Annotated in this window: 11 protein-coding genes; 1 reads left to right on the top strand and 10 read right to left on the bottom strand. The window is 37.4% G+C overall.

The annotated features are described in order from the left end of the window. Nucleotides 1-35: 35 nt before the first annotated feature. The 10 genes from FW768_RS13400 to FW768_RS13445 form a co-directional block, all read right to left on the bottom strand. Nucleotides 36-2,531 carry an exopolysaccharide transport family protein gene (locus FW768_RS13400; RefSeq protein ID WP_153396164.1) on the bottom strand — a complete coding sequence of 832 codons (2,496 nt, stop codon included), beginning with the start codon at nt 2,529-2,531 and terminating at the stop codon, nt 36-38. A 2-nt stretch (nt 2,532-2,533) separates the two neighbouring features. Beyond that, nucleotides 2,534-3,394 (bottom strand): polysaccharide biosynthesis/export family protein, encoded by an 861-nt coding sequence (locus FW768_RS13405; protein ID WP_394349977.1) that lies wholly within the window; start codon nt 3,392-3,394, stop codon nt 2,534-2,536. A gap of 31 nt (nt 3,395-3,425) precedes the next feature. Beyond that, nucleotides 3,426-4,553 (bottom strand): glycosyltransferase family 4 protein, encoded by a 1,128-nt coding sequence (locus FW768_RS13410; protein ID WP_153396168.1) that lies wholly within the window; start codon nt 4,551-4,553, stop codon nt 3,426-3,428. A 110-nt stretch (nt 4,554-4,663) separates the two neighbouring features. Then, nucleotides 4,664-5,650, bottom strand: a complete 987-nt coding sequence (locus tag FW768_RS13415; RefSeq protein WP_153396170.1) for a glycosyltransferase family 2 protein — start codon at nt 5,648-5,650, stop codon at nt 4,664-4,666. Further along, entirely contained in the window at nt 5,647-6,423 is a 777-nt protein-coding gene (locus FW768_RS13420; protein WP_153396172.1) for an SGNH/GDSL hydrolase family protein, read from the bottom strand. Before FW768_RS13420 ends, FW768_RS13415 begins: the two co-directional genes overlap by 4 nt. Before the next feature lie 14 nt (nt 6,424-6,437). Continuing rightward, on the bottom strand, nt 6,438-7,505 hold the full coding sequence (locus FW768_RS13425) for a formimidoylglutamase (protein WP_153396173.1): 1,068 nt from the start codon (nt 7,503-7,505) through the stop codon (nt 6,438-6,440). Between the two features lie 149 nt (nt 7,506-7,654). Further along, nucleotides 7,655-10,216 carry a type I DNA topoisomerase gene (gene topA / locus FW768_RS13430; RefSeq protein ID WP_153396175.1) on the bottom strand — a complete coding sequence of 854 codons (2,562 nt, stop codon included), beginning with the start codon at nt 10,214-10,216 and terminating at the stop codon, nt 7,655-7,657. A 258-nt stretch (nt 10,217-10,474) separates the two neighbouring features. Further along, nucleotides 10,475-13,918, bottom strand: coding sequence for a T9SS type A sorting domain-containing protein (locus FW768_RS13435; protein ID WP_153396177.1), 3,444 nt, complete (start codon nt 13,916-13,918; stop codon nt 10,475-10,477). A 257-nt stretch (nt 13,919-14,175) separates the two neighbouring features. After that, nucleotides 14,176-15,315 carry an EpsG family protein gene (locus FW768_RS13440; RefSeq protein WP_231128689.1) on the bottom strand — a complete coding sequence of 380 codons (1,140 nt, stop codon included), beginning with the start codon at nt 15,313-15,315 and terminating at the stop codon, nt 14,176-14,178. Next, nucleotides 15,312-16,322, bottom strand: coding sequence for a hypothetical protein (locus tag FW768_RS13445; RefSeq protein ID WP_153396179.1), 1,011 nt, complete (start codon nt 16,320-16,322; stop codon nt 15,312-15,314). Before FW768_RS13445 ends, FW768_RS13440 begins: the two co-directional genes overlap by 4 nt. Nucleotides 16,323-16,493: 171 nt before the next feature. Here FW768_RS13445 and FW768_RS13450 point away from each other — a divergent pair, with 171 nt between their 5' ends. Next, nucleotides 16,494-20,171, top strand: a complete 3,678-nt coding sequence (locus FW768_RS13450) for an MMPL family transporter (RefSeq protein ID WP_231128690.1) — start codon at nt 16,494-16,496, stop codon at nt 20,169-20,171. Nucleotides 20,172-20,180: the final 9 nt, after the last annotated feature.

The following is a 20,180-nucleotide window of genomic DNA, read 5'->3' on the forward strand; positions in this document are numbered from 1 at the left end:
ATAAAGAAACCCCCAATGGATGAGGGTTTATAACTTTATTTTTTATTAAATATTGCCTGTACCTTATTCCTTATTTTTATCAATAGAGGTTCTTTATAGTTTTTATCTTCATCAAAATACCCGTAGCCATAGCCATATCCGTAGCCATATCCGTAACCATAACCCTGCTTGGTGGTGTAATCATTATAGATAAGCCCCAAGTGATTGATTTCATTAGCATGGTATTTTTCGGTAATCATCTTCAGCATATATTTTTCGGTATATTCATGACGTACAACATAGATGTTGGCATCTGAATACTTCATTAATTCATATGAATCCGCAACAAGACCTACCGGTGGAGAATCGATGATGATAAAATCATATCTTTCTTTCAGTTCTTCTATAAACCTGATATTACTTTCACTCATCAAAAGTTCTGACGGGTTAGGCGGAATAGGCCCTGATGTAGCAACATCCAGATTCGGGATCTTGGTTTTATTGATAATCTGATCTATTCCAACCTCTCCTGTAAGGTAGTTTGAAATACCATATTTGTTATCAATATTAAAGTCTCCGAAAATCTTAGGTTTTCTAAGGTCCATTCCTAAAAGAATAGTCTTTTTATCACTTAATCCTATTACAGAAGCCAGGTTGATGGACACATATGTTTTTCCTTCGCCTCCGATGGATGAAGTTACTAGGATGATTTTTCCTTTTCCGCTTTCGTTGCCTTCCATCAGGAATCTCATACTGGCCCTGATACCCCTGAATGCTTCTGAAACAGATGATTTAGGCTGCTCAAGAACGGTAAGCATGTTCTCATTACTGTTGTTTCCGATTACTCCCAGAAGAGGAATTTTGGTTGCACTCAACAGTTCTTTAATGTTACGGATCTTGTTATCCAGCACTTCACCAATCAGGATAAATGTTAGCGGAAGCAGTAATAACCCCAGCATAATAGCCATTTTTATTCCTTTTACATTCGGACCTATCGGAGCCTGTCCAAGATTTTTGGCCGGGTCAATTACCGTAATATCCGACTGATTGGTAGCCACTTTCATCTGGGCTTCATTCTGTCGTCCCAAAAGACTGTTGTAAGTAGCCTCAATCATATTATATCCTCTTTCGGCATCCAGATATTTCCTTTCTTTTTCAGGATAGGAGATGAGATCGGTATTCGCTTCAGCAACCTGTCTGTCTATTTTATTGATTTCATCATAATATCTGGTATAGTAATTTCTCAGACTTCCGGAAGATCCTGCTCTTGCTTCATTGATAAGCCTGTTAATCTCTTTCATCGGCTCAGAATTAGGCTTATAGATCGTTGCCATTTCTCTCCTTTTGGTATAGAGTGCTTTCAGCTCAGACACGGAAGCAGAGAAAAATCCGTCTTCAAAACCGGCAGCATTGGTACTTATCATTTTTTCAAAATCCTGGGATTGAAGCGTATTTTTAATGTTGTTCAGCGAACTAATTTTGCTTACAAGGTCTGCTTTCTTCGCTTCAAGATCTTTAATTTTTTCTAAGGATTTCTCATCCCTGTCTTTAATATTATAAAGCTTTTCGGATGTCTTCAGAAAGTTAAGAACAGCGGCACTTGAATCTAGTTTTTTGCGAATATTATCCAGATTGCCCTGCAAATAAAGTTCTGTATTTTTATTAACGATATTTTTATCCGCTAATCTTTTTTTCTGAAGTTCAGCAACCGATTTATTCAGGAAGTTTACCGTACTGTTGAGATTATACCCTTTTTTGGTAATGAACATGATGGTGTTGATCTCCCTGTCAAAATCTACTCCAATTGTGGACACAATTTCGTTAACACTCTGATTTATAGAGGTCAGGTTTACAATGATATTATCTACCTTAATCTTAGGGGAGACCGGGTTTTTAAGCAATCTGAATCTAAGGTTTGGGGCATTATACCATTCATTAATCTTAATGATTTTATTGGCAGGTCTGGCATATTCATTAATAGACTGCAAACCCTCAGTTTCATAACTGTACAAAGAGGAAGACTGCCCTTCTTCAGGAAGAATCACTTCATAAGAATCACCTCCTTTCGGGATCAGGGTAATAGGATAATTAATCTGCTGAAGATGTTTCTTATCAATCTGCAGGAAAATTGGTGAATCTGTTCTATCAATATAGGTTGACTTGATTAGTCCTTTGGTAGAATAATTAACAAACAAATCCAGCTCTTTTACCAAAAATTCGTTGTGAGATCTGGACAACAGCATCTTTTTAAGATAAATTCCGTCCTGATTTCCACTTTGTCCCCAAATAAAGTTAATTGACTGATTGGGTGTAAAATAACTGGAGGTATTATTGGATATACTCAGAGAGAGATCTGAAGCAAAAACATTCTGAGCATAATATTTACTATATACCCACGAGATGATATACCCTAAGAACAGCATGAAAATAAACCAATACCAGTTTCTGAGTATCCGTCTGAGAAAATGTTCAATATCAAACAACGCAAACGATCCGTACTTCTCCTTCTGGGGCTCGTTCTTCCCTATTTTTTCGTCTTTACCTGGAATCATGATTAAAGGTTTTTAAGAAGAAGATAAATTGACAATGCGGTAGTAATTACCGATACTCCGGTCGTTAAAGTCTGTATTGGATCTTTTCCGAATCCATTAAGACTCTTTCCTCTGGTATTCAGATAAATTTCATCCCCGTTTTGTATATAATAGTAAGGAGAATTCATAATATCTTCACGGGTAAGATCAATTTGAGCTTTTTTAATTCCTTCCGGAAGTTTTCTGTGAATAACAATATTTTTACGGTCTACGGTTCTGTTCAATCCTCCATTAATTGCCAATGCTTCTGTAATGGTTAATGTATTTTTATGGGCTACTTTTTCTCCTGAAAGTCCTGTTGTTTCTACATCTCCTAAGATGTAGTAAGTGATTCCATCCGTATTCAGCCTTACTTCAGCTTTTCCTTCCTGAAAATTTTCATTTACTTTATCCTGAAGTTCTTTGGTAACATCTTCAAGTGTTCTTCCTTCTGCTTTAATATATCCAATTCCAAATACATTAATATCACCTTTGGAATCCACTTTCAGCCCGTTAAAATAGAAGTTCATATTTCCTCCGCTGTTGGTGGAGGTAGCTCCCCCGAACCTTGTTGCCATAGTATTGACTCCTGCCCCGGTTCCGGTTCCTCCGGAAGTATTGAAGGTGGAGTAAAACTGTGCTGCATCTCCTTTGGGAGTGGTTACAATATTAAGATTAAGAATATCATTTTTGGTAATTCTGTAAACGGGAATATTGTAGGGAATAAGACCTTCTTCATTAATCACAAGGCTTTCGCTGGGCTGCATGTATCTTACATCTTTTTTAGTGATGCAGGATGTAATAAAAAAGGGTAATATTAAAAATAAATACTTAAAGTTCTTCATCATATTTGAATATTGTATGCAAAAGTAAAAATTATATTGATATTTTCTTGTTATTTCGTAAACGATAGATCAGATCCGGCAGATAAGCTCCTAAAAAACCAAGCATAATAATGATCAGCAGCAACAAGTTGATATTGATATGTCTTAAATAATAAGCTACTGCCACAATCAGAAGGTAATACACAATGATATAAAATGTGGCCCTTCTATGGGTAAGGTCCAGTTTCAGCAATTTATGATGGATATGGTTCTTATCTGCATCAAAAGGGGATTTCTTATTGCAAATCCTTACAATAATCACGTTAAGCGTATCTACAATTGGCAAGATAAGGATGGCGACTGCAACAACCGGAGCCGACTGAAGGTGGTATCTTGGAATATTAGGAAGTTCTTTATCTATAAAAATATCAATAAAGCAGATGGAGGTAAATGCCAGAAGGAAACCGAGAAGCATAGAGCCTGTATCTCCCATAAATATTTTATTGGTTCTGTAATTGGACAGATTATAATAAAGAAACGCCAGAACAGTTCCAATGATCACGACTGATAAAACAACCAGCGGATAATTGTACTCTCCAAGTCTGTAATAACTGATGCCAAACAAAGCACTGCAGATTACCGAATATCCTCCGGCAAGTCCATCAATACCATCAATGAGATTAAAGGCATTAATGAGTACAATAAAGGTAATAATGCTGAAGATCACACTTATCACATATTCCAGCTCATAAATCCCGAATATTCCGAATAAGCTTCTGATCCTGATATCTGAACCAATCACAACAAGTGACGATACAATGATCTGGGCAACAAGCTTTTTATAGGCTCTCATCACCACAATATCATCCATCACACCTATATACAGGAGAATGATAAGTGATGCAAACAGAAATTTATAGAGGTCAAAAAGTTCGTAAGCAAAGATTGAGGCACAGATTCCAATAGAGTAAAAAATAGCAATTCCGCCCAGATTAGGAATCTTTCTGAGATGGGAACTCCTTACTCCCGGCTCATCCATCAGGTTCTTCCTTCTGGAGATTTTAATAATGGTAGGGATTGAAAAAAAGGTAATTAAAAAAGAGAACACGAAACCTAATCCTATTTTCACATAAAAAATAGAAATTCCTGATTCGCTTAAGAACAATTCAAAATTCTTCATTTTTTTCCTTATCAAAGCACCTATCGTCTCTAATGAAAACAATGACAAGAGATTACAAAATCCGTTCGCTAAAGTTTTACTGTCCGAAACAATTGTACTTGCATTTGTGTTTATATCAATTTTCTTATCAATTTTTTCTGTCCTGCAAAAAACAACAGATAAAAAATCTTTTTTTTCAATGGCAAAGATAAAAGATAATTCTTACCAAAACGACTATACTTCAATATATCTTGATTTTTTATTCCTCTTTCTTTCATGAAAACTGTCAGATCATCAGCCATTTTATAAAAATCTGTTTCGTTTTTCACATACGCCAGATAGGCAAGAAAAGAATAAACCCCTTCAAAGATCTGAAAATTTTTCAATTCTTTTCTTTTATGGGAATAGCCGGATTTTTCAAAAACCAATTCCACATCTTTTACTGCTTTCAGAATATCCAGCCCTCTTTCGGTATGAGTTTTTGTGATGGAATCTGTACGTTCCAGATATTGGTAATGAAAGTTTTGGGTCTGTGCAATTGTACTGCATTCCAATAACAGTTGCGGAATCAGCTGAATATCTTCAAAATGAGCTCCTTTTTTAAATCTTTTATGCTCAAAAAGTTCTTTTTTAAAGAGTTTATTACAAGCAAAATAGCTAAGATCTGAGAATACGGAGAAATAATCTTCCAATATAATCTTTTCAGGCATATCCGGAAGCTGCGTCAGCTTTTGGGTGATATTTCCGTTCTGGTCTACCTTCTGAATATTGCAGATTACTATTTTAGCATCATGCTTCTCTGCCAGCTGCAGCATCTCTTCAAACATCGCCTCCTTTACATAATCATCACTGTCTACGAAGCCGAGATATTCTCCTGAAGCCTTTTCTATTCCGAAATTCCGGGCATCGCTCAGACCTCCGTTTTCTTTGGTAAAAGCTTTTATTTTTTGGGGAAATTTTTCAGCATATTCCTGAATAATCTGCTCCGAACCATCGGTACTGCCATCATTAACAGCCAGAATTTCAATATCCTGAAGACTTTGGCTAACTAAAGAATCAAGGCATTTTGCCAGATAATTTTCAACGTTGTATATGGGAACAATGATAGAAACTTTCATCTGCTGTTGTGTAGGTTGATAATGCTTTTAACTAAAAAACTGCTGAATTTCTGATATCCCTGTTCGTTCAGATGAAGCGGATCTGCATAGAGTTTCCGGTCTTTATCGAAATCAGAACTTACTTCATCAAAATTCAAAAGGATGATCTTCTTATCCAGACCCTCATGCTCCAATTCTTTCAGAAGTGTGTTTCTATAGTCCTTTATTTCAAATCTTTTTCCATTGTTCAGAACTAATTCTCCGCCTTTATTACTTAGGCTGCTCAGGATATTTTTTCTTTCAGAATCTTCTTCGAGACCAAATTCAGGAAGAGGAATGACAACGGGTTGAATACCGTAATGTAACAATGTATTAATGATCATTAGCATATGATGAGTATAAAAATCAGGGCCCACATGGGTAGCCGCATCATTTACTCCGGCAATGATAATACAGTAATCCGGCTTCTTTTCAATTATTTCTTTGGAAGAAAAGTCCTCCTTTTCACTCTTAAACAGATTTTCATAAATACGTTTGGTCTTGGCTCCCGGATTTCCCGATGAATAAATTTCGGCATGAAGTCCCTGCTCCAGAAGTTTGGTTTTAAGAAGAGAATCCAGATTCTGACGAACTACCCAACTGTCTCCGATAATTCCAATCTGAAGTCCCTCATGTGGCTTAGTCTGGGAAGCAAAATATTTTCCCTGATTGGCATAGGAGTATTTATTCCAGAAATAGGCTGTGCAGAATACGCCTATCAGTAGCACAACGGTTATAAGTATCTTTTTTTTCATTTGTGTGTATTGTGTTAAAAGGTAAGCCTGGGATTAAGCATTCCTCTTTTAGCTTCTTCAAAATCTTTTTTTGAACAGGGAGTACAGTTTTCTATATTCTCATCATCTCCGAAATACCACAAATTACTGAATGTATCCCTCTTAAACGCATACTGATCTTCACCAATCAAAACATAAAACAGTTCATACTGCCTTTCTTTCGGATGTGACCTCTGAATATTGATCCCTTCAATAAGATACCAGATCATTTGTGCCAGCAGTTGATGGTTCAATTGGCTTTCTGTATAAATATTATAGTTAAAAATTCCTACAGATTTCAGATTACTGCTCAGTCCTATTTCTTTCATATAGGCGCAGATTTCTCTTCTGTTTAGTCCATTTACCTGTGGATTTACGGAAAAGGGTTCACTAAAGCTTTCAATGGCATCGCAGTTGACAGTTACCAGATCTGCTTTTCTGAAGAAAGGTTCTGTTTTTTCAGTGGAATTCATCATTTCTGCCAGGCGGATGATATCAAACTGTACTTCTTTGATCAGTTTTACAGAATCTGCTTCATTGAGATGCTTCTGGTAACCTAAGTGATGATAATTTTTAATTGAAAAGTTTTTGGAGCCCAGTATCTTCCCTAAAAAGGTATACTCATTAATTTTTTCGCCCTGCTGAAGAGAAATAATATTGCTGATCTGGGTATAATTGATATTTTTCTGATGAAAGTTCAGAGCCGAGAAAAGTGAAAAGGCAAAATCGTTAGATCCTCCGATGATGACCGGAAGTGCTCTTTTGTAATGACAGGCAGACAAGACCTCCTGTAAAATATAGTGCGTATCCTGAACTGATTTCCCTGATACCAAATCTCCAAGATCGACTACCGGAATTTCAAAATCCAGCTGTGAAAGTCTGTAAAATTCTTTTCTGATGGCCGTAAAATCCTGTACTTCCGCATCACCGTCCGCCCCTCTGTAATCTGATACAAAGAGAAGGACAATGCTGTCTTCTTTTATATTTTTCGTGATTCTGCTGCCTATCTGCCAGCTTTCCGTTTTGAAATTTCTTGGCGAAATGATAAAATCTTCAAAATCCATATTTTAATTCAAAAATTGGGAGAAATAATACTGTATTAATTGAGCAAACATACAAAAAAACCAGTGCAAGTCTGTATTACTCCGGATTTTTTATTGAAAAAAAAGCCGTCAACACTACTGTTAACGGCTTGGTATAATTATTTTTCTGATTACTTCTTTTTGGCTGCCGGTTTTTTTGCAGCTGTAGTTTTCTTGGCGGTTGCTGCTTTTTTAGCGGCAGGTTTTTTCTTTTCTGCAAAAGCATTTTTATCCTGGTCGGTAATCCACTTTTTAACCTCATCTAAAGAAACGTCTTTCAGTTCTTCAGCATCGTATTTGGTATCATCTTTTTTCTTCGGAATTTTGAACATTGCTTTTCCGAATTTCACAAATGGTCCCCATCTTCCGTTTTCAATGGAAATTTTTTCTTTTTCCCACTGCTGGATATAACGGTTGGCTTCTTTTTCCAGTTTAGCATCAATTAATTCGTTGATGTCACTCTGGGAAAGGTTTTCAAAATTATATTTTTTAGGAACGTTTACAAAAATATCTTTGTATTTGATGAACGGACCAAATCTTCCTGTACCTTTTGTTACCGGATCACCTTTATAAGTTGCAATGGGTGCATCTGCCTTTTTCTTTTCATGAATAATTTCCTCTGCACGGGTCTGATCAACGGATAACGGATCTTCTCCTTTCGGAATGCTGATAAATGTTTCACCCCACTTTACGTAAGGACCAAATCTTCCAACGCCTACTGAAACCGTCTGCCCTTCAAAATCATTCAGATCAAAAGGAAGCTTGAACAACTCTAAAGCTTCTTCAAAAGTAATGGTTGCAATATTCTGACCTGTCATAAGTGATGCAAATACCGGTTTTTCCTCATCATCCGTTTCCCCAATCTGAATCATCGCTCCAAATCTTCCGATTCTTGCATGAACATTCTTACCGGTTTTCGGGTCCACCCCTAACAGCCTGTCTCCTGTAGCACGGTCTGCATTCTCTTCTACATCTTCAATTCTCGGATGGAATTTGGAGTAGAAATTCGTCATCATTTCCTTCCATTTCTGATCACCATTGGCAATCTCATCGAAACCTTCTTCTACTCTTGCTGTAAATCCGTAATCCAGAATTTCTTTAAAATTATCGGTAAGGAAGTCATTAACAACCTCGCCTATATCTGTAGGAATAAATTTATTTTTATCACCGCCAAATTTTTCTTCAAGAACCGCTTTTTTGATCTTATCTTTGGTTAAAGACATTTTGATCACTTCCCGGATCTGTGGTTCAATTTCACGCTTATCCACATACTCTCTGTTCTGAATGGTCTGAATAGTCGGCGCATACGTAGACGGGCGGCCAATTCCCAATTCTTCAAGCTTTCTTACCAGTCCTGCTTCGGTATATCTTGCACTTGGTTTGGTAAATTTTTCAGATGCTGTGATTGTTTTATAACTTAAAATCTCTCCTACCTTAACTTTCGGCAGTAATTTTTCGTTGTTTTCCTCATCATCATCTTCTGTTTTTACAATTCCGTAAGCTTTTAAGAAACCATCGAAAATGATCACCTCTCCCTGTGCTTCAAAATTCTGCGGCAGGGAAGCGTTTCCTATTTCAATTACGGTCTTCTCAATCTTGGCATTGGCCATCTGAGAAGCCAGTGTTCTTCTGTAAATTAATTGGTATAATTTGTTCAGCTGAGCATCGCCGATACTCTTTACTCCGAAATCTGTAGGACGGATCGCTTCGTGAGCCTCCTGTGCAGAAGCGGACTTGGTAGTATAATTTCTTGGTGCTGAATATTCTGTTCCGTATTCTGAGATGATTTGCTTCTTGGCTCCTTCAATGGCCTCCTGAGAAAGGTTTACAGAGTCTGTTCTCATATAGGTAATGTATCCTTCTTCATACAGTCTTTGTGCCAGACGCATGGTATTTGTTACATTATATCCCAGTCTTGAAGAAGCTTCCTGCTGTAGCGTTGATGTAGTAAAAGGAGCAGATGCAGAACGGGTTCCCGGTCTTGTTTCAACATTCAGAACTTTGAATTCTGTTGTTTTAGCCTGCTCAAGGAATTTTTCAGCCTCTTCTTCTTTTTCGAAGTCTTTTTTCAGTTTAGCTGCAATTTCCTGCTCTGTTTTATTTAAAAAGATTCCATCCAGCTTAAAGCTTGCTTTCGGCACAAACTCACGGATTTCTTTTTCTCTTTCAACGATTAATCTTACGGCTACCGACTGAACTCTTCCGGCAGATAATCCCGGCTTTACTTTTTTCCAAAGCACCGGAGACATTTCAAAACCAACAATTCTGTCCAGTACTCTTCTTGCCTGCTGGGCATTTACAAGATTCTGATCAATATCTCTTGGATTTTCAATAGCTTTCAGAATGGCATTTTTAGTAATCTCGTGGAAAACAATTCTTTTCCTGTTTTCAGGTTTTAACTTTAATTCATCCGCAAGGTGCCATGCAATAGCTTCTCCTTCGCGGTCTTCATCGGAAGCCAGCCATACCATTTCTGCTTTCTTTACAGCTGCTTTCAGCTCAGTAACCAATTTCTTTTTGTCTGCAGAAACCTCGTAATCCGGATCAAAGGTGGCAAGGTCTATTCCCATTCCTTTTTTAGGCAGATCACGGATGTGTCCGAAGCTGGATTTCACTTCAAAATCCTTTCCTAAATACTTCTGAATAGTTTTTGCTTTTGCCGGGGACTCTACGATTACTAAATTTTTCGACATTCTAGAAATTTTTGCAAAAGTAAAGCTTTTTTATTATATACATTTTGTTCTGTCTGTTTAATTTGACAATTAGATAGGTTTAATGGGCATTCCAGAAAGCACCTCCAGAGGTATCAAGTTATTTATACAGTACCAGTTAGGTTAAAAATAAGCAAGGAAATAGAATTTTTCATCAATGGTGATAGATGTAAAGTATATGCATATAAAAAAGCAGGACGGAAAACCCATCCTGCTTTTTGTTTAATTCTGATGATAACCTTATTGTTTAATGACTTTCACTCCTGTTTTGGAATTATTTATTCTTATCAGGTACACTCCGGAAATTAAAGAAGAGACATTTATTTTTCCATTTTCAAATTTCCCGGATTTTACAAGCTGGCCCGATGCGTTGTACATCTGATAATAATAGTCCTTACCCTCTTCTGCATTAATATAGAGCACATCCTTAACCGGACTTGGAAATAAAGTGATCTTTGTCTCTTTCATTTCTTTCACATCAGAAACATTCAGAACATCAGGAAGCTTATTCAATGAAAGCGACATAATCTGAGAACCCAGAATAGGTCCCTCTTCTTTTCCTTCTGCATTATACTTTATTTTTACACATCGGCAGCTCATCCCGAAATAAGGATCATTATTATCATGGAAAGCAATGAAACGATTCGCCGTAGAGGCTGTATTAAATAAAATATTGACGGCCCTACCTATGTAATTGGAGTTTAAAGCTCCTGTCCATACTCCCGGATACTGATAGTTAATGACATTGAATGTTCCCTGCGGAGTCTGATTTCCCATAACACTCCTGAATCCCCGTGATCCTGAATTCGGATAATTTCCTGTCACATAAGAGGCATTGATAAACATATACCCAATAGTAGAAGTTGTAGAAGGGTTTCTGACTCTTGCCCCGGCATAATCTGTAATGGCACTATAAGATGTGGCTATATTTTTATCTTTCTTGTACCACGGGGTTTGTCCGAAATCCTGAAATGAGACGAGCGAAACACTGGTAAGATCCGGGATTCTCCAACCTTCAGGACATGGATCAAAAGGTGATTTTTTACCACCATGCCCCCATCTGTCCGGTGCCATATTCGGTTCGCTGGCAAGCCAGTCTGTGCCGTTGGTATAATTGGGGTTTCCGCTGTTAAAAGGTGCAAAAGCACTCGGGACCATATATACCAGAGGATTCTTCACAGAATAGGATAATATTTTAGCTACTTTATCTGCAGATTGATCTGAATCCTGTATGTTGGAGGCAGCAGCATAGGTATTAAAAGGGATAATATAACTTCCTGCCAGATTATTGTATGCAGCGGGAGTAAGCGTAGTATAGGCTATGGTTCCGGCAACGGTTGCGGTGCCCAGATAGATGTTATAGGAACTTCTGTTATCTGCATTCTGAAAAACAGGAATCGGGTCTTTCCGCCCCCATTGATAATGCATTCCGGCAGACGCTCTAATCTTCGCAAGTTCAGCTGTATTAGGAGTAAGAGGATTAGCTACAATCGGAAAAGCTTCTGCAGCCCCCAGGTTTCTATCCATAAACTCTGTTTTGAGTACGACATCTGCTTTGTTGACGTAATTCACATAGTTCGTAGCCTCCAGCGCAGGAATTTCTGTAGTATAGGTGTAGGAGCCTAATCCTGTATCGGTAATCCAGATATGCCAGCTCCAATAAACCGGAGCCGAGATACTTCCGTTATGCAGGGTTACTACTGCATTTCCACTCTGATTAGGATTAATCTCCACCGCTATCCGGGAATTACCGAGATCCTGAAGTGACGAGGGAGAAGCATTAATCATAGAAACCTTGCTAATCAAGCCTGTGTTTGTAGTCCATAGTACATTCGCTTTTAAGCTGTTAAAACTTGACGGATTGAGGATATCCGGATTATTCAGCATCTGGCTTTGTATTGAGAATGCTTTATTCACAGGAATTTCAATGGTGGAAGGCTGTGCACTTTTGACTGCCTGGTAGGTATTCGGATCATCAATTCCTTCTTTGTACTCTACCGAAGAAGCCAGGTATTGTGTCGGAAAATCGTAGCTATTGACAGTATACAGAGGGTCTTTTATACATCTGCATCCATTAGCATCCGAGGTATACATTCCGGACGCCGGCATATAAAAAAATCTTCCTTTAATATTAGGGTAACCCGGATCAGGGATATCAGGCTGTCCCTTATCCGGAATCATCGTCAGCCCTCTTACACTTACAGCCGGCGAAGCATCAAAATGTCTGGCAAGTGTTGCTGTCCACAGCGCAGTGTGATGCTGGTCACTATATTGCCCAAGATGAGCATTCCGGATCAGCTGTCCGGATCCTGGAAATACTCCCATATTTAACCCGCCTACGTTTGAAAGATCGAACCCTAAATTTGGATATACTTTGAAGCCTGTCATAAATGCAGGAGTTCCCATATCGGCAGGCTTGATAATATGATATCTGTTGGCTTCAAAAACATTTTTGGGCATATTGGTTCTTACTCCGAAAGGTGAAAAATCAATTCTGATATCATCGGTATAAGATTGAGAAGCAAGATTGGCCACCAGCATAGACGGGATCCGCCAACCATTGGGACAGGGATCATAAGGAGATTTATCCCTGTAAGGCTGCGCACTACTGTCGTTGTTATAGTCTGTTTTGATTTTCCCCTGTGAATTGTCAGACCACAAATTCAGCTCTGACAGTTCGCTGTCTGCCATTCCGGCAAGTCTTCCGAACCAGTTGACCGGCAAATTGGCATTGTTATTATAATAGGCCTGGCCACTGTTATCATCTTTATTAATATAGATGAGACTTAACGGATTTTTCACTGAAAGCATAATATTTTTACCGACTTCTGCATTTGAGAGCAAAACAGTTTTTGTAAGAGCATCAATATTGACGGCATTGGTAAGATTCTTGGCTCCTCTGTGCCTTACTCTTCCTATAGATCCTGATACTTCATAAAAATCATTCGCTCTTGTGATTAAAGGAGGAATAGGATCTTTTCTTCCCCACTGATACAGTAATCCAATACTACGATTCCAGTCTGAGGAGGTGATGGAGCTGCTTAATGCCCCGAGATTACGGTCCATCCATCCCCAATCAGCATCAGGAATTGGCTCTATTGTTCCGTCTGATCTTAATCTTTTAATTTCATTAAAACTTTTATAAGTAGATCCATTAGTAGGATCATCTGTCACCCAGACATGCCAGCTCCAGTAAATATCCTTGTTTATTTTAAGCGCTATAACTGCATTTCCTTTTTTTGTTTTATTAATGGGAACTTTTATTTTCGCATTTTCTCCGGAATCAAGAATTTCTAATGAGTAACCGGGGTTGGATCTGATCAGTCCATGAGCGTCTTCCCACAATATTTCCGCTGTCATCTTCCCGGATGGAATTCCGCTACCTTTAAGATAACCGCCATCGGTCCACATGGCAAAAGCTTTTTTCACCGGAATAATTAGTCCTTCTGCGGCAAGGGACGGGTCAAAAATATAGCTATTCGGAGCTTTTGTCCAGTCAGGAGCTTCTGCTTCCCGAAACCGATTAGGAGCAGTTCCATCCAGTTCATTTCTTTTAGATATATCCTTTCCGTTTGTATCTTCTACAAAGGAAGAACTTTCTTTTACTTCTATACTGTTTTGGGCATAGATACTCGTCGACACGAGGCAATATATTGCCACCAAAGTTTTAACCAGTTTTTTCATATCCTTGGATTTGTGTGTGTATTAAAATAGAAAATGCAATTTTTAAGCCTCAAAGAAAATAACTCTAATATTGTATTAACAACGAAATAATATTAATATTATATTAAAAATGAAATAATATTAAATAATTATCAATACAATCATTCATTTACAACAATAAACAATATCAGGATTAGATTGTTCAGAAAAAGCAATACAACAAAAAAGACAGCCTAAAGCTGTCTTTTTACTATTTTAGATTTAAAAAATCGATCTGATTATGGAAGCACATGATTTCTGTAGAGTTCTACTGTAAATCGTCCGATCTTAATATTATTAAAGAATCCGAAAACTACAAAATTGAAGACAACAAGAGAGATAATGAATGCATAGATCGCTTTTTTCATTCCATCTGAAACCACATACATGGAATTGATGATGATGATATATGAAAATGCTATAAATGTTCCTGCAAGCCTTGAAGAAAATATAGGATTGTTCCTGAAGATAAAATAGAAACAAATCCCAATTACTGCATAATTTCTATGATACTCGTAATAAGGGTAAAGCTCTTTCATTTTGGTATCAAAAGCAAACAGGAAAAATGTGAGGATAACCATCATTCCTTCCGGAATTCCGAAACCACCATTCAGCCTCTGAACAGATTCTTCCATATATCCGCTGAAACCTTCTACAAGCAGATTATCTGATGCCATATCATTCAAAAAGCTACCAAATGCCCTGTACACCTCAAATGGTGACAGAAACACAGAGGTAATGATTAAAACAAGCATTATGGGTTTATTCAACGGTATCCGCGCAAGCCAGTACATGGGAAGGAACATATAGCAGACACTGTGAATTCCCGCTCCGAGAAATATAAAGAAGAGGTAATGCCAGAATTTCTGCTCTTTAATATACCGTATCGCAAAATAGACAATGAAAGTTCCCAGATTCTGCCTGATCTGGCCACTTTCCCCAACAAAAAAGTTAGGAATAAACATAAACAGCGTAAATGTAAAGGGATAAAAGGTATTATCCTCGGTATATTCTATCTTAAAGATTATCGCAATGATAGCAATAACCAGGGTAAGCATATAAAAGGGAGCATTAAAGATGTTCAGCAGGATTTTATTGATCAAAGTATAGAGCCATTCCACATCGAGGTGGTCAGGGCCTTCCATATGGAGCATCTTCATAAAGATACTCTGGTAACTTTTCATATCTGAGTAGATATACAGCCCTTTATAACTACCATAATCCGGTCCCACATTATCTCTGAATCCTACAAGAATGATTAAGTAGATCCCCAGATACCAGAACCATTTCTTTTCTACTTTTTTCCCAAAAACTTCCTGGATGCTGAAAAACAGCATATAGATCATTGCAATGATAAAATATGGATGCAGTAAACTCATGCTGATTCTGAAGAATTATTAAACTGATAATAGGCAACAATGATTCCTGTAAGAAACAGTGGCAGGAAAAGCCTTACTTCCCAGTAAAGTCCTACCATGGTTATCATAAGAAGATAGGGAGTGGAAAAAAAAAGATATTTTTCAAAAACAGCCCTGTTTTCCTTGCTTGTGCATAGTTTGTATATAAAATAAAGCACTATCACGGTAAAAATTAATCCTGCCAGATTAAAGGGGCTTGAAAAATTTCTATCGATATAAATTCCTTCTACAAAAGTCACGGTTTCCTTTCCTACGATCATTCTCAGGATTAAATAAGGAATAATGAAAGCCAGAACCAATGGAATAATCTTCCAGACTATTTTATAATTCCCAGACTTTATCTCTTTTATATTCACAAATACTGCTGCAAAAAATGCAATATTCAGGCAGGCTGTTTCTCTTACAAAGGTAGACAGCGCTGTAAGTACAATTAAAAGATAAAAATATATGGGGTTTTGTGTATGCAAATATTTTAATGTCAAAAGCATTCCCGTCAGATAGCAGCACAATGCGATGGTATCACAATTGGTAGGTGCATATTGCGTAATGACAATAAAGAAAATGGACAGCAGGTGAACAACTCTTCTTGCATTGATATTCTGAAAGCAGCTTACAGAACTAAGCTTGTACAAAACATTCAACAGCACAGAGCATAATAAAAAGAAAATGCTGTTCATCAAAAAAAGTCCGTGATAGAAAGGGGTTCCGTTCTTGGAAAGAAACTCTTTAAAGAAAATAAGAGGGCCGTTAATCAGAGTGTACATCAGATCGGTCATCTGCACACTGAGATAATTCGGGATTACCCTGTATGCATATACGGAAGTAAATAAATAAGATGGCGTTTTTTCTGATGTCTTCAGTCTGGTATAGGACGATTCAAATCCATAGTAAGACATGGCAAACAAAAGAAGGGGGAGTACTATTACAAATAGAAATCCGTTTATTTTTTCATCATTCTTTTTCAACATATCTAAAACAGATTCTTATTTTTTTAATAATAATTGAGGTTTAAAATACATTTCATTAAAGGGAACTTTTGCAAAAGTAGAATATTTTTTTATTCTTCCTAGAATATTTTATTGATTTTCAGACAAAACTTATCGTCTAAATGTTTTGAACTAATACTGAAAAATTTAAATTTGCAGACTCGATTTTACAAGGTAATGCATCATTTCTTTATATTTTTATATTATCTGATCTCAAAAAACAAAATTCTTTCTGTGGCTGCTGCTGTGGGAATTGCTTTGATATGTGGATTTTTTGCTTCAAAAATAAATTTTGAAGAAGATATTAACCAGATAATCCCTAAGAACGAAAAATCTGATCTTACCGCTAAAGTCCTTAAGCAGCTTAATTTCTCGGATAAGATTATTGTCATCATAGAGAACAAGTCTAATGAGGATAGCTATCATCTTTCTGAGACTGCAGATACTTTCATGAGCAAGATTGAGCCTCTGAAAAAATACATTGGTGCTGTACAGGGAAAAGTAAATGACAATGAAATTTCCGAAACCTTTGATTTTGTCAACCAGAATCTGCCACTGTTCCTTGATAAAAATGATTATAAGGAAATTGAACGAAAGCTTCAGAAAGACAGCATTGCCCAACAGGTAGAAAATAATTATATTGCTCTGGCTTCTCCTACAAGTCTTGTCACAAAAGAATTCATCAAAAAAGACCCTCTGGGAATTACCTATCTGGGAATTAAAAAATTAAACGCTTTAAATATCAGCCAGGATTTCAGGCTTGAAGACAATTACATCGTCACCAAAGACGGAAAGAGTCTCCTGCTTTTTATTGAACCTAAGAACAAAAGCAACGACACGAAAAACAATGAGGCTTTTATTGACCAGCTTAATACAGTAAAGGATAGTATCAACAAAGAATTCAAAGGAAAAACAGAGCTCAGCTATTTTGGCTCTCCGGTAATCGCAGTTGCCAATGCCAAACAGATCAAAAAAGATATTCAGAATACCGTAATGATCTCTATGACGGTACTTCTGGTGCTTCTGATCTATTATTTCAGGAACTTTTTCACTCCAATTATTGTATTTCTTCCCACCGTCTTTTCTGTATTATTAGCCCTGCTGATTCTTTACTTCATTAAAGATAAAATCTCTGCCATCTCTCTAAGTGTAGGAGCTATACTTATTGGGATTACTATTGATTATGCCCTGCATATTCTTACCCACTATAAACATAATAACAATATTGAAGAACTTTACAAAGAGATTACCCAGCCAATTATACTGAGCAGTGCCACAACTTCCGTATCTTTCCTATGTCTGGTTTTTGTACGTTCTGAAGCCTTAAAAGATCTTGGAATTTTTGCTGCCATCACGGTAATTCTTTCTTCAATAACGGCGCTGATCATCGTCCCCCAGCTTTACAAACCAAAAATAAAAGAAGGGAAACCCAGCATCAATTTCATCGACAAGATCGGGTCTTATCCTTATGAGAGAAATAAACCGCTGATTATTGGCTGCTCTCTTCTCATTATTGCGTGTCTGTTCGGATTCCGGCATGTTGGATTCAATGAGGATATTGGTGACCTGAACTATATTCCCAAAGAATTAAAAATAAGTGAGGCAAAACTTCAGAAGCTTTCTGATATTACGTCTAAATCTATTTATACCATTTCTTACGGAGATTCTGAAAATGAAGCTCTCACCAGAAACTCCCAGCTGGCTCATTTCCTTGAAAAAGAAAAGCAACAGGGAAAAATTTTAAGCTACAACTCACTGGGAAGTGTTGTTCTTTCCGAAAAAGACCAGCAGCAGAGAATAGAAAACTGGAAAAAGTTCTGGGATGGAGACAAAAAGAACAGAACCATTTTGGAATTAGTGAACAATGGGAATAAGCTAGGCTTCAACAGCAGTGCATTTACCGGCTTCAATGATGTTTTAAATAAAGAGTATCCGATATTAAGCCTGAAAGATTACGAAAAGGTAAAAGCCCTGCAGATCTCTGAATTCCTAAGCAGTGAAAAAGGATTTTACACCGTTTCCAATGTGGTAAAAGTGGATGAAAAGAAAAGAGATGCTTTTATTAAAGATATTGAGAAACAACATGAAGCTCTGGCTATCGACCGCCAGCAGATGAATGAAAACTTTTTGGGACTTCTGAAAAGAGACTTCAGTACCCTGATCAATTATTCTTTACTGGCTATTATTCTGACGATCATTGTTTTCTTCAGAAATTTTGAACTGACCGTCCTTACCATGTTCCCTATCGTTCTGACCGGAGTGGTAACAGCAGGTATCTTATATTTTCTGGGTCTGGAACTGAATATTTTCAGTACTGTGGTATGTACTCTTGTCTTCGGAGTCGGTGATGATTTCAGCATCTTCCTTACCAAGGCTATGCAGAAGGAGCACACTACAGGAAAAAATGAGCTTCCTACATACAGAACTTCAATTATTCTGGCTGTATTCACTACTATTTTATCCATTGGCTCCCTGATCTTTGCTAAACACCCCGCCCTTCATTCTCTGGCTTTGGTTGCCCTGATTGGAATGTTCTCGGTAATTGTTATTACTTCCACATTATATCCGTTCTGGTTCAGGCTGCTGATTACCAACAGAGCGAAAAAAGGACTTTCCCCCATCACTTTCAGATTATTCCTGCGGTCTGTATTTTCATTTTTGTATTACGGACTGGGAGGGTTTGTATTTTCACTGATCGGAAGTATTTTCATCAGAAGAGCACAAGGCAGAACTCTGGATATCATCAAATTGGTTTTGGCTAAATTTTTATCCTCCGTATTGCACACGACCCCTCTCGTAAAGAAAAAGGTCATTAAAAATCCGGCAGAAGATTTCAGTAAACCGGCTGTGATCATTGCCAACCATACTTCTTTCCTCGATACTCTTGCCATTGCTATGGCTACCCATAAAATTATATATCTTGTCAATGACTGGGTATATGACTCCCCGGTTTTCGGAAGACTGGTAAAAGCGTTGGGCTTCTATCCGGTTTCACAAGGAATAGAAAATGGAAAGGAAAAGCTGAAAGAAAAGATTAATCAGGGGTATTCTCTGGTGGTTTTCCCGGAGGCAGAACGTTCCTATACCAACGATGTTAAAAGATTTCACAAAGGAGCATTTTATCTGGCTGAAGAATTCGGATTGGATATTCTCCCGCTATACATCCACGGAAATTCTGAGGTACTTCCCAAAGGAGATTTCATCATCTATGACGGAAGCATCACGGTGAAAGTTGGTGAAAGGATCAGCAAAGATGATATGAGTTTCGGAAAAAACTATTCTGAAAGAACGAAAAAGATCAATGCCTATTTCAGACAGAAGTTTGCAGAGCTCAGAAATGAAATTGAAGATGAAAATTACTTTAAGAAAAAACTGTTCTTAAGTTATTTATACAAAGAAAGTGAGGTAGTAAACGAGGTAAAAGCTGACTTTAAAGCCAACAAATCTGTTTACTTTGAATTGAATAAACACATTCCGAAAGAAGCCAATATCCTGCATATAGCTGATGATTTCGGACAAAAAGATGTTCTCCTTACCCTTTATCAGGCCGAAAGAAAAATCTTTTCTCTGATTCAGGATGACGAGAGGAGAGCCATTGCAGCTCATAATTATCTCGTAAAAAGAAGAAAACTTCATTATATAAAGAATGTTTCTGAAGTGACTAAAAGTATCGATGTGCTTCTGATTTCGGATAAGAATTTTGATATCAGCTCGCTTCAGCATATTCCCGGGACCATTATTTACCTGAACCAGGAATCTTCGCCCCTGAACCATTCGGATTATCATGAAGAATTCAGCTCTGAAGCAATAAAAATATTCAAAAAACACTAAATAAATATG

The sequence above is a fragment of the Chryseobacterium vaccae genome (assembly GCF_009602705.1).
Classification (GTDB): domain Bacteria; phylum Bacteroidota; class Bacteroidia; order Flavobacteriales; family Weeksellaceae; genus Chryseobacterium; species Chryseobacterium vaccae.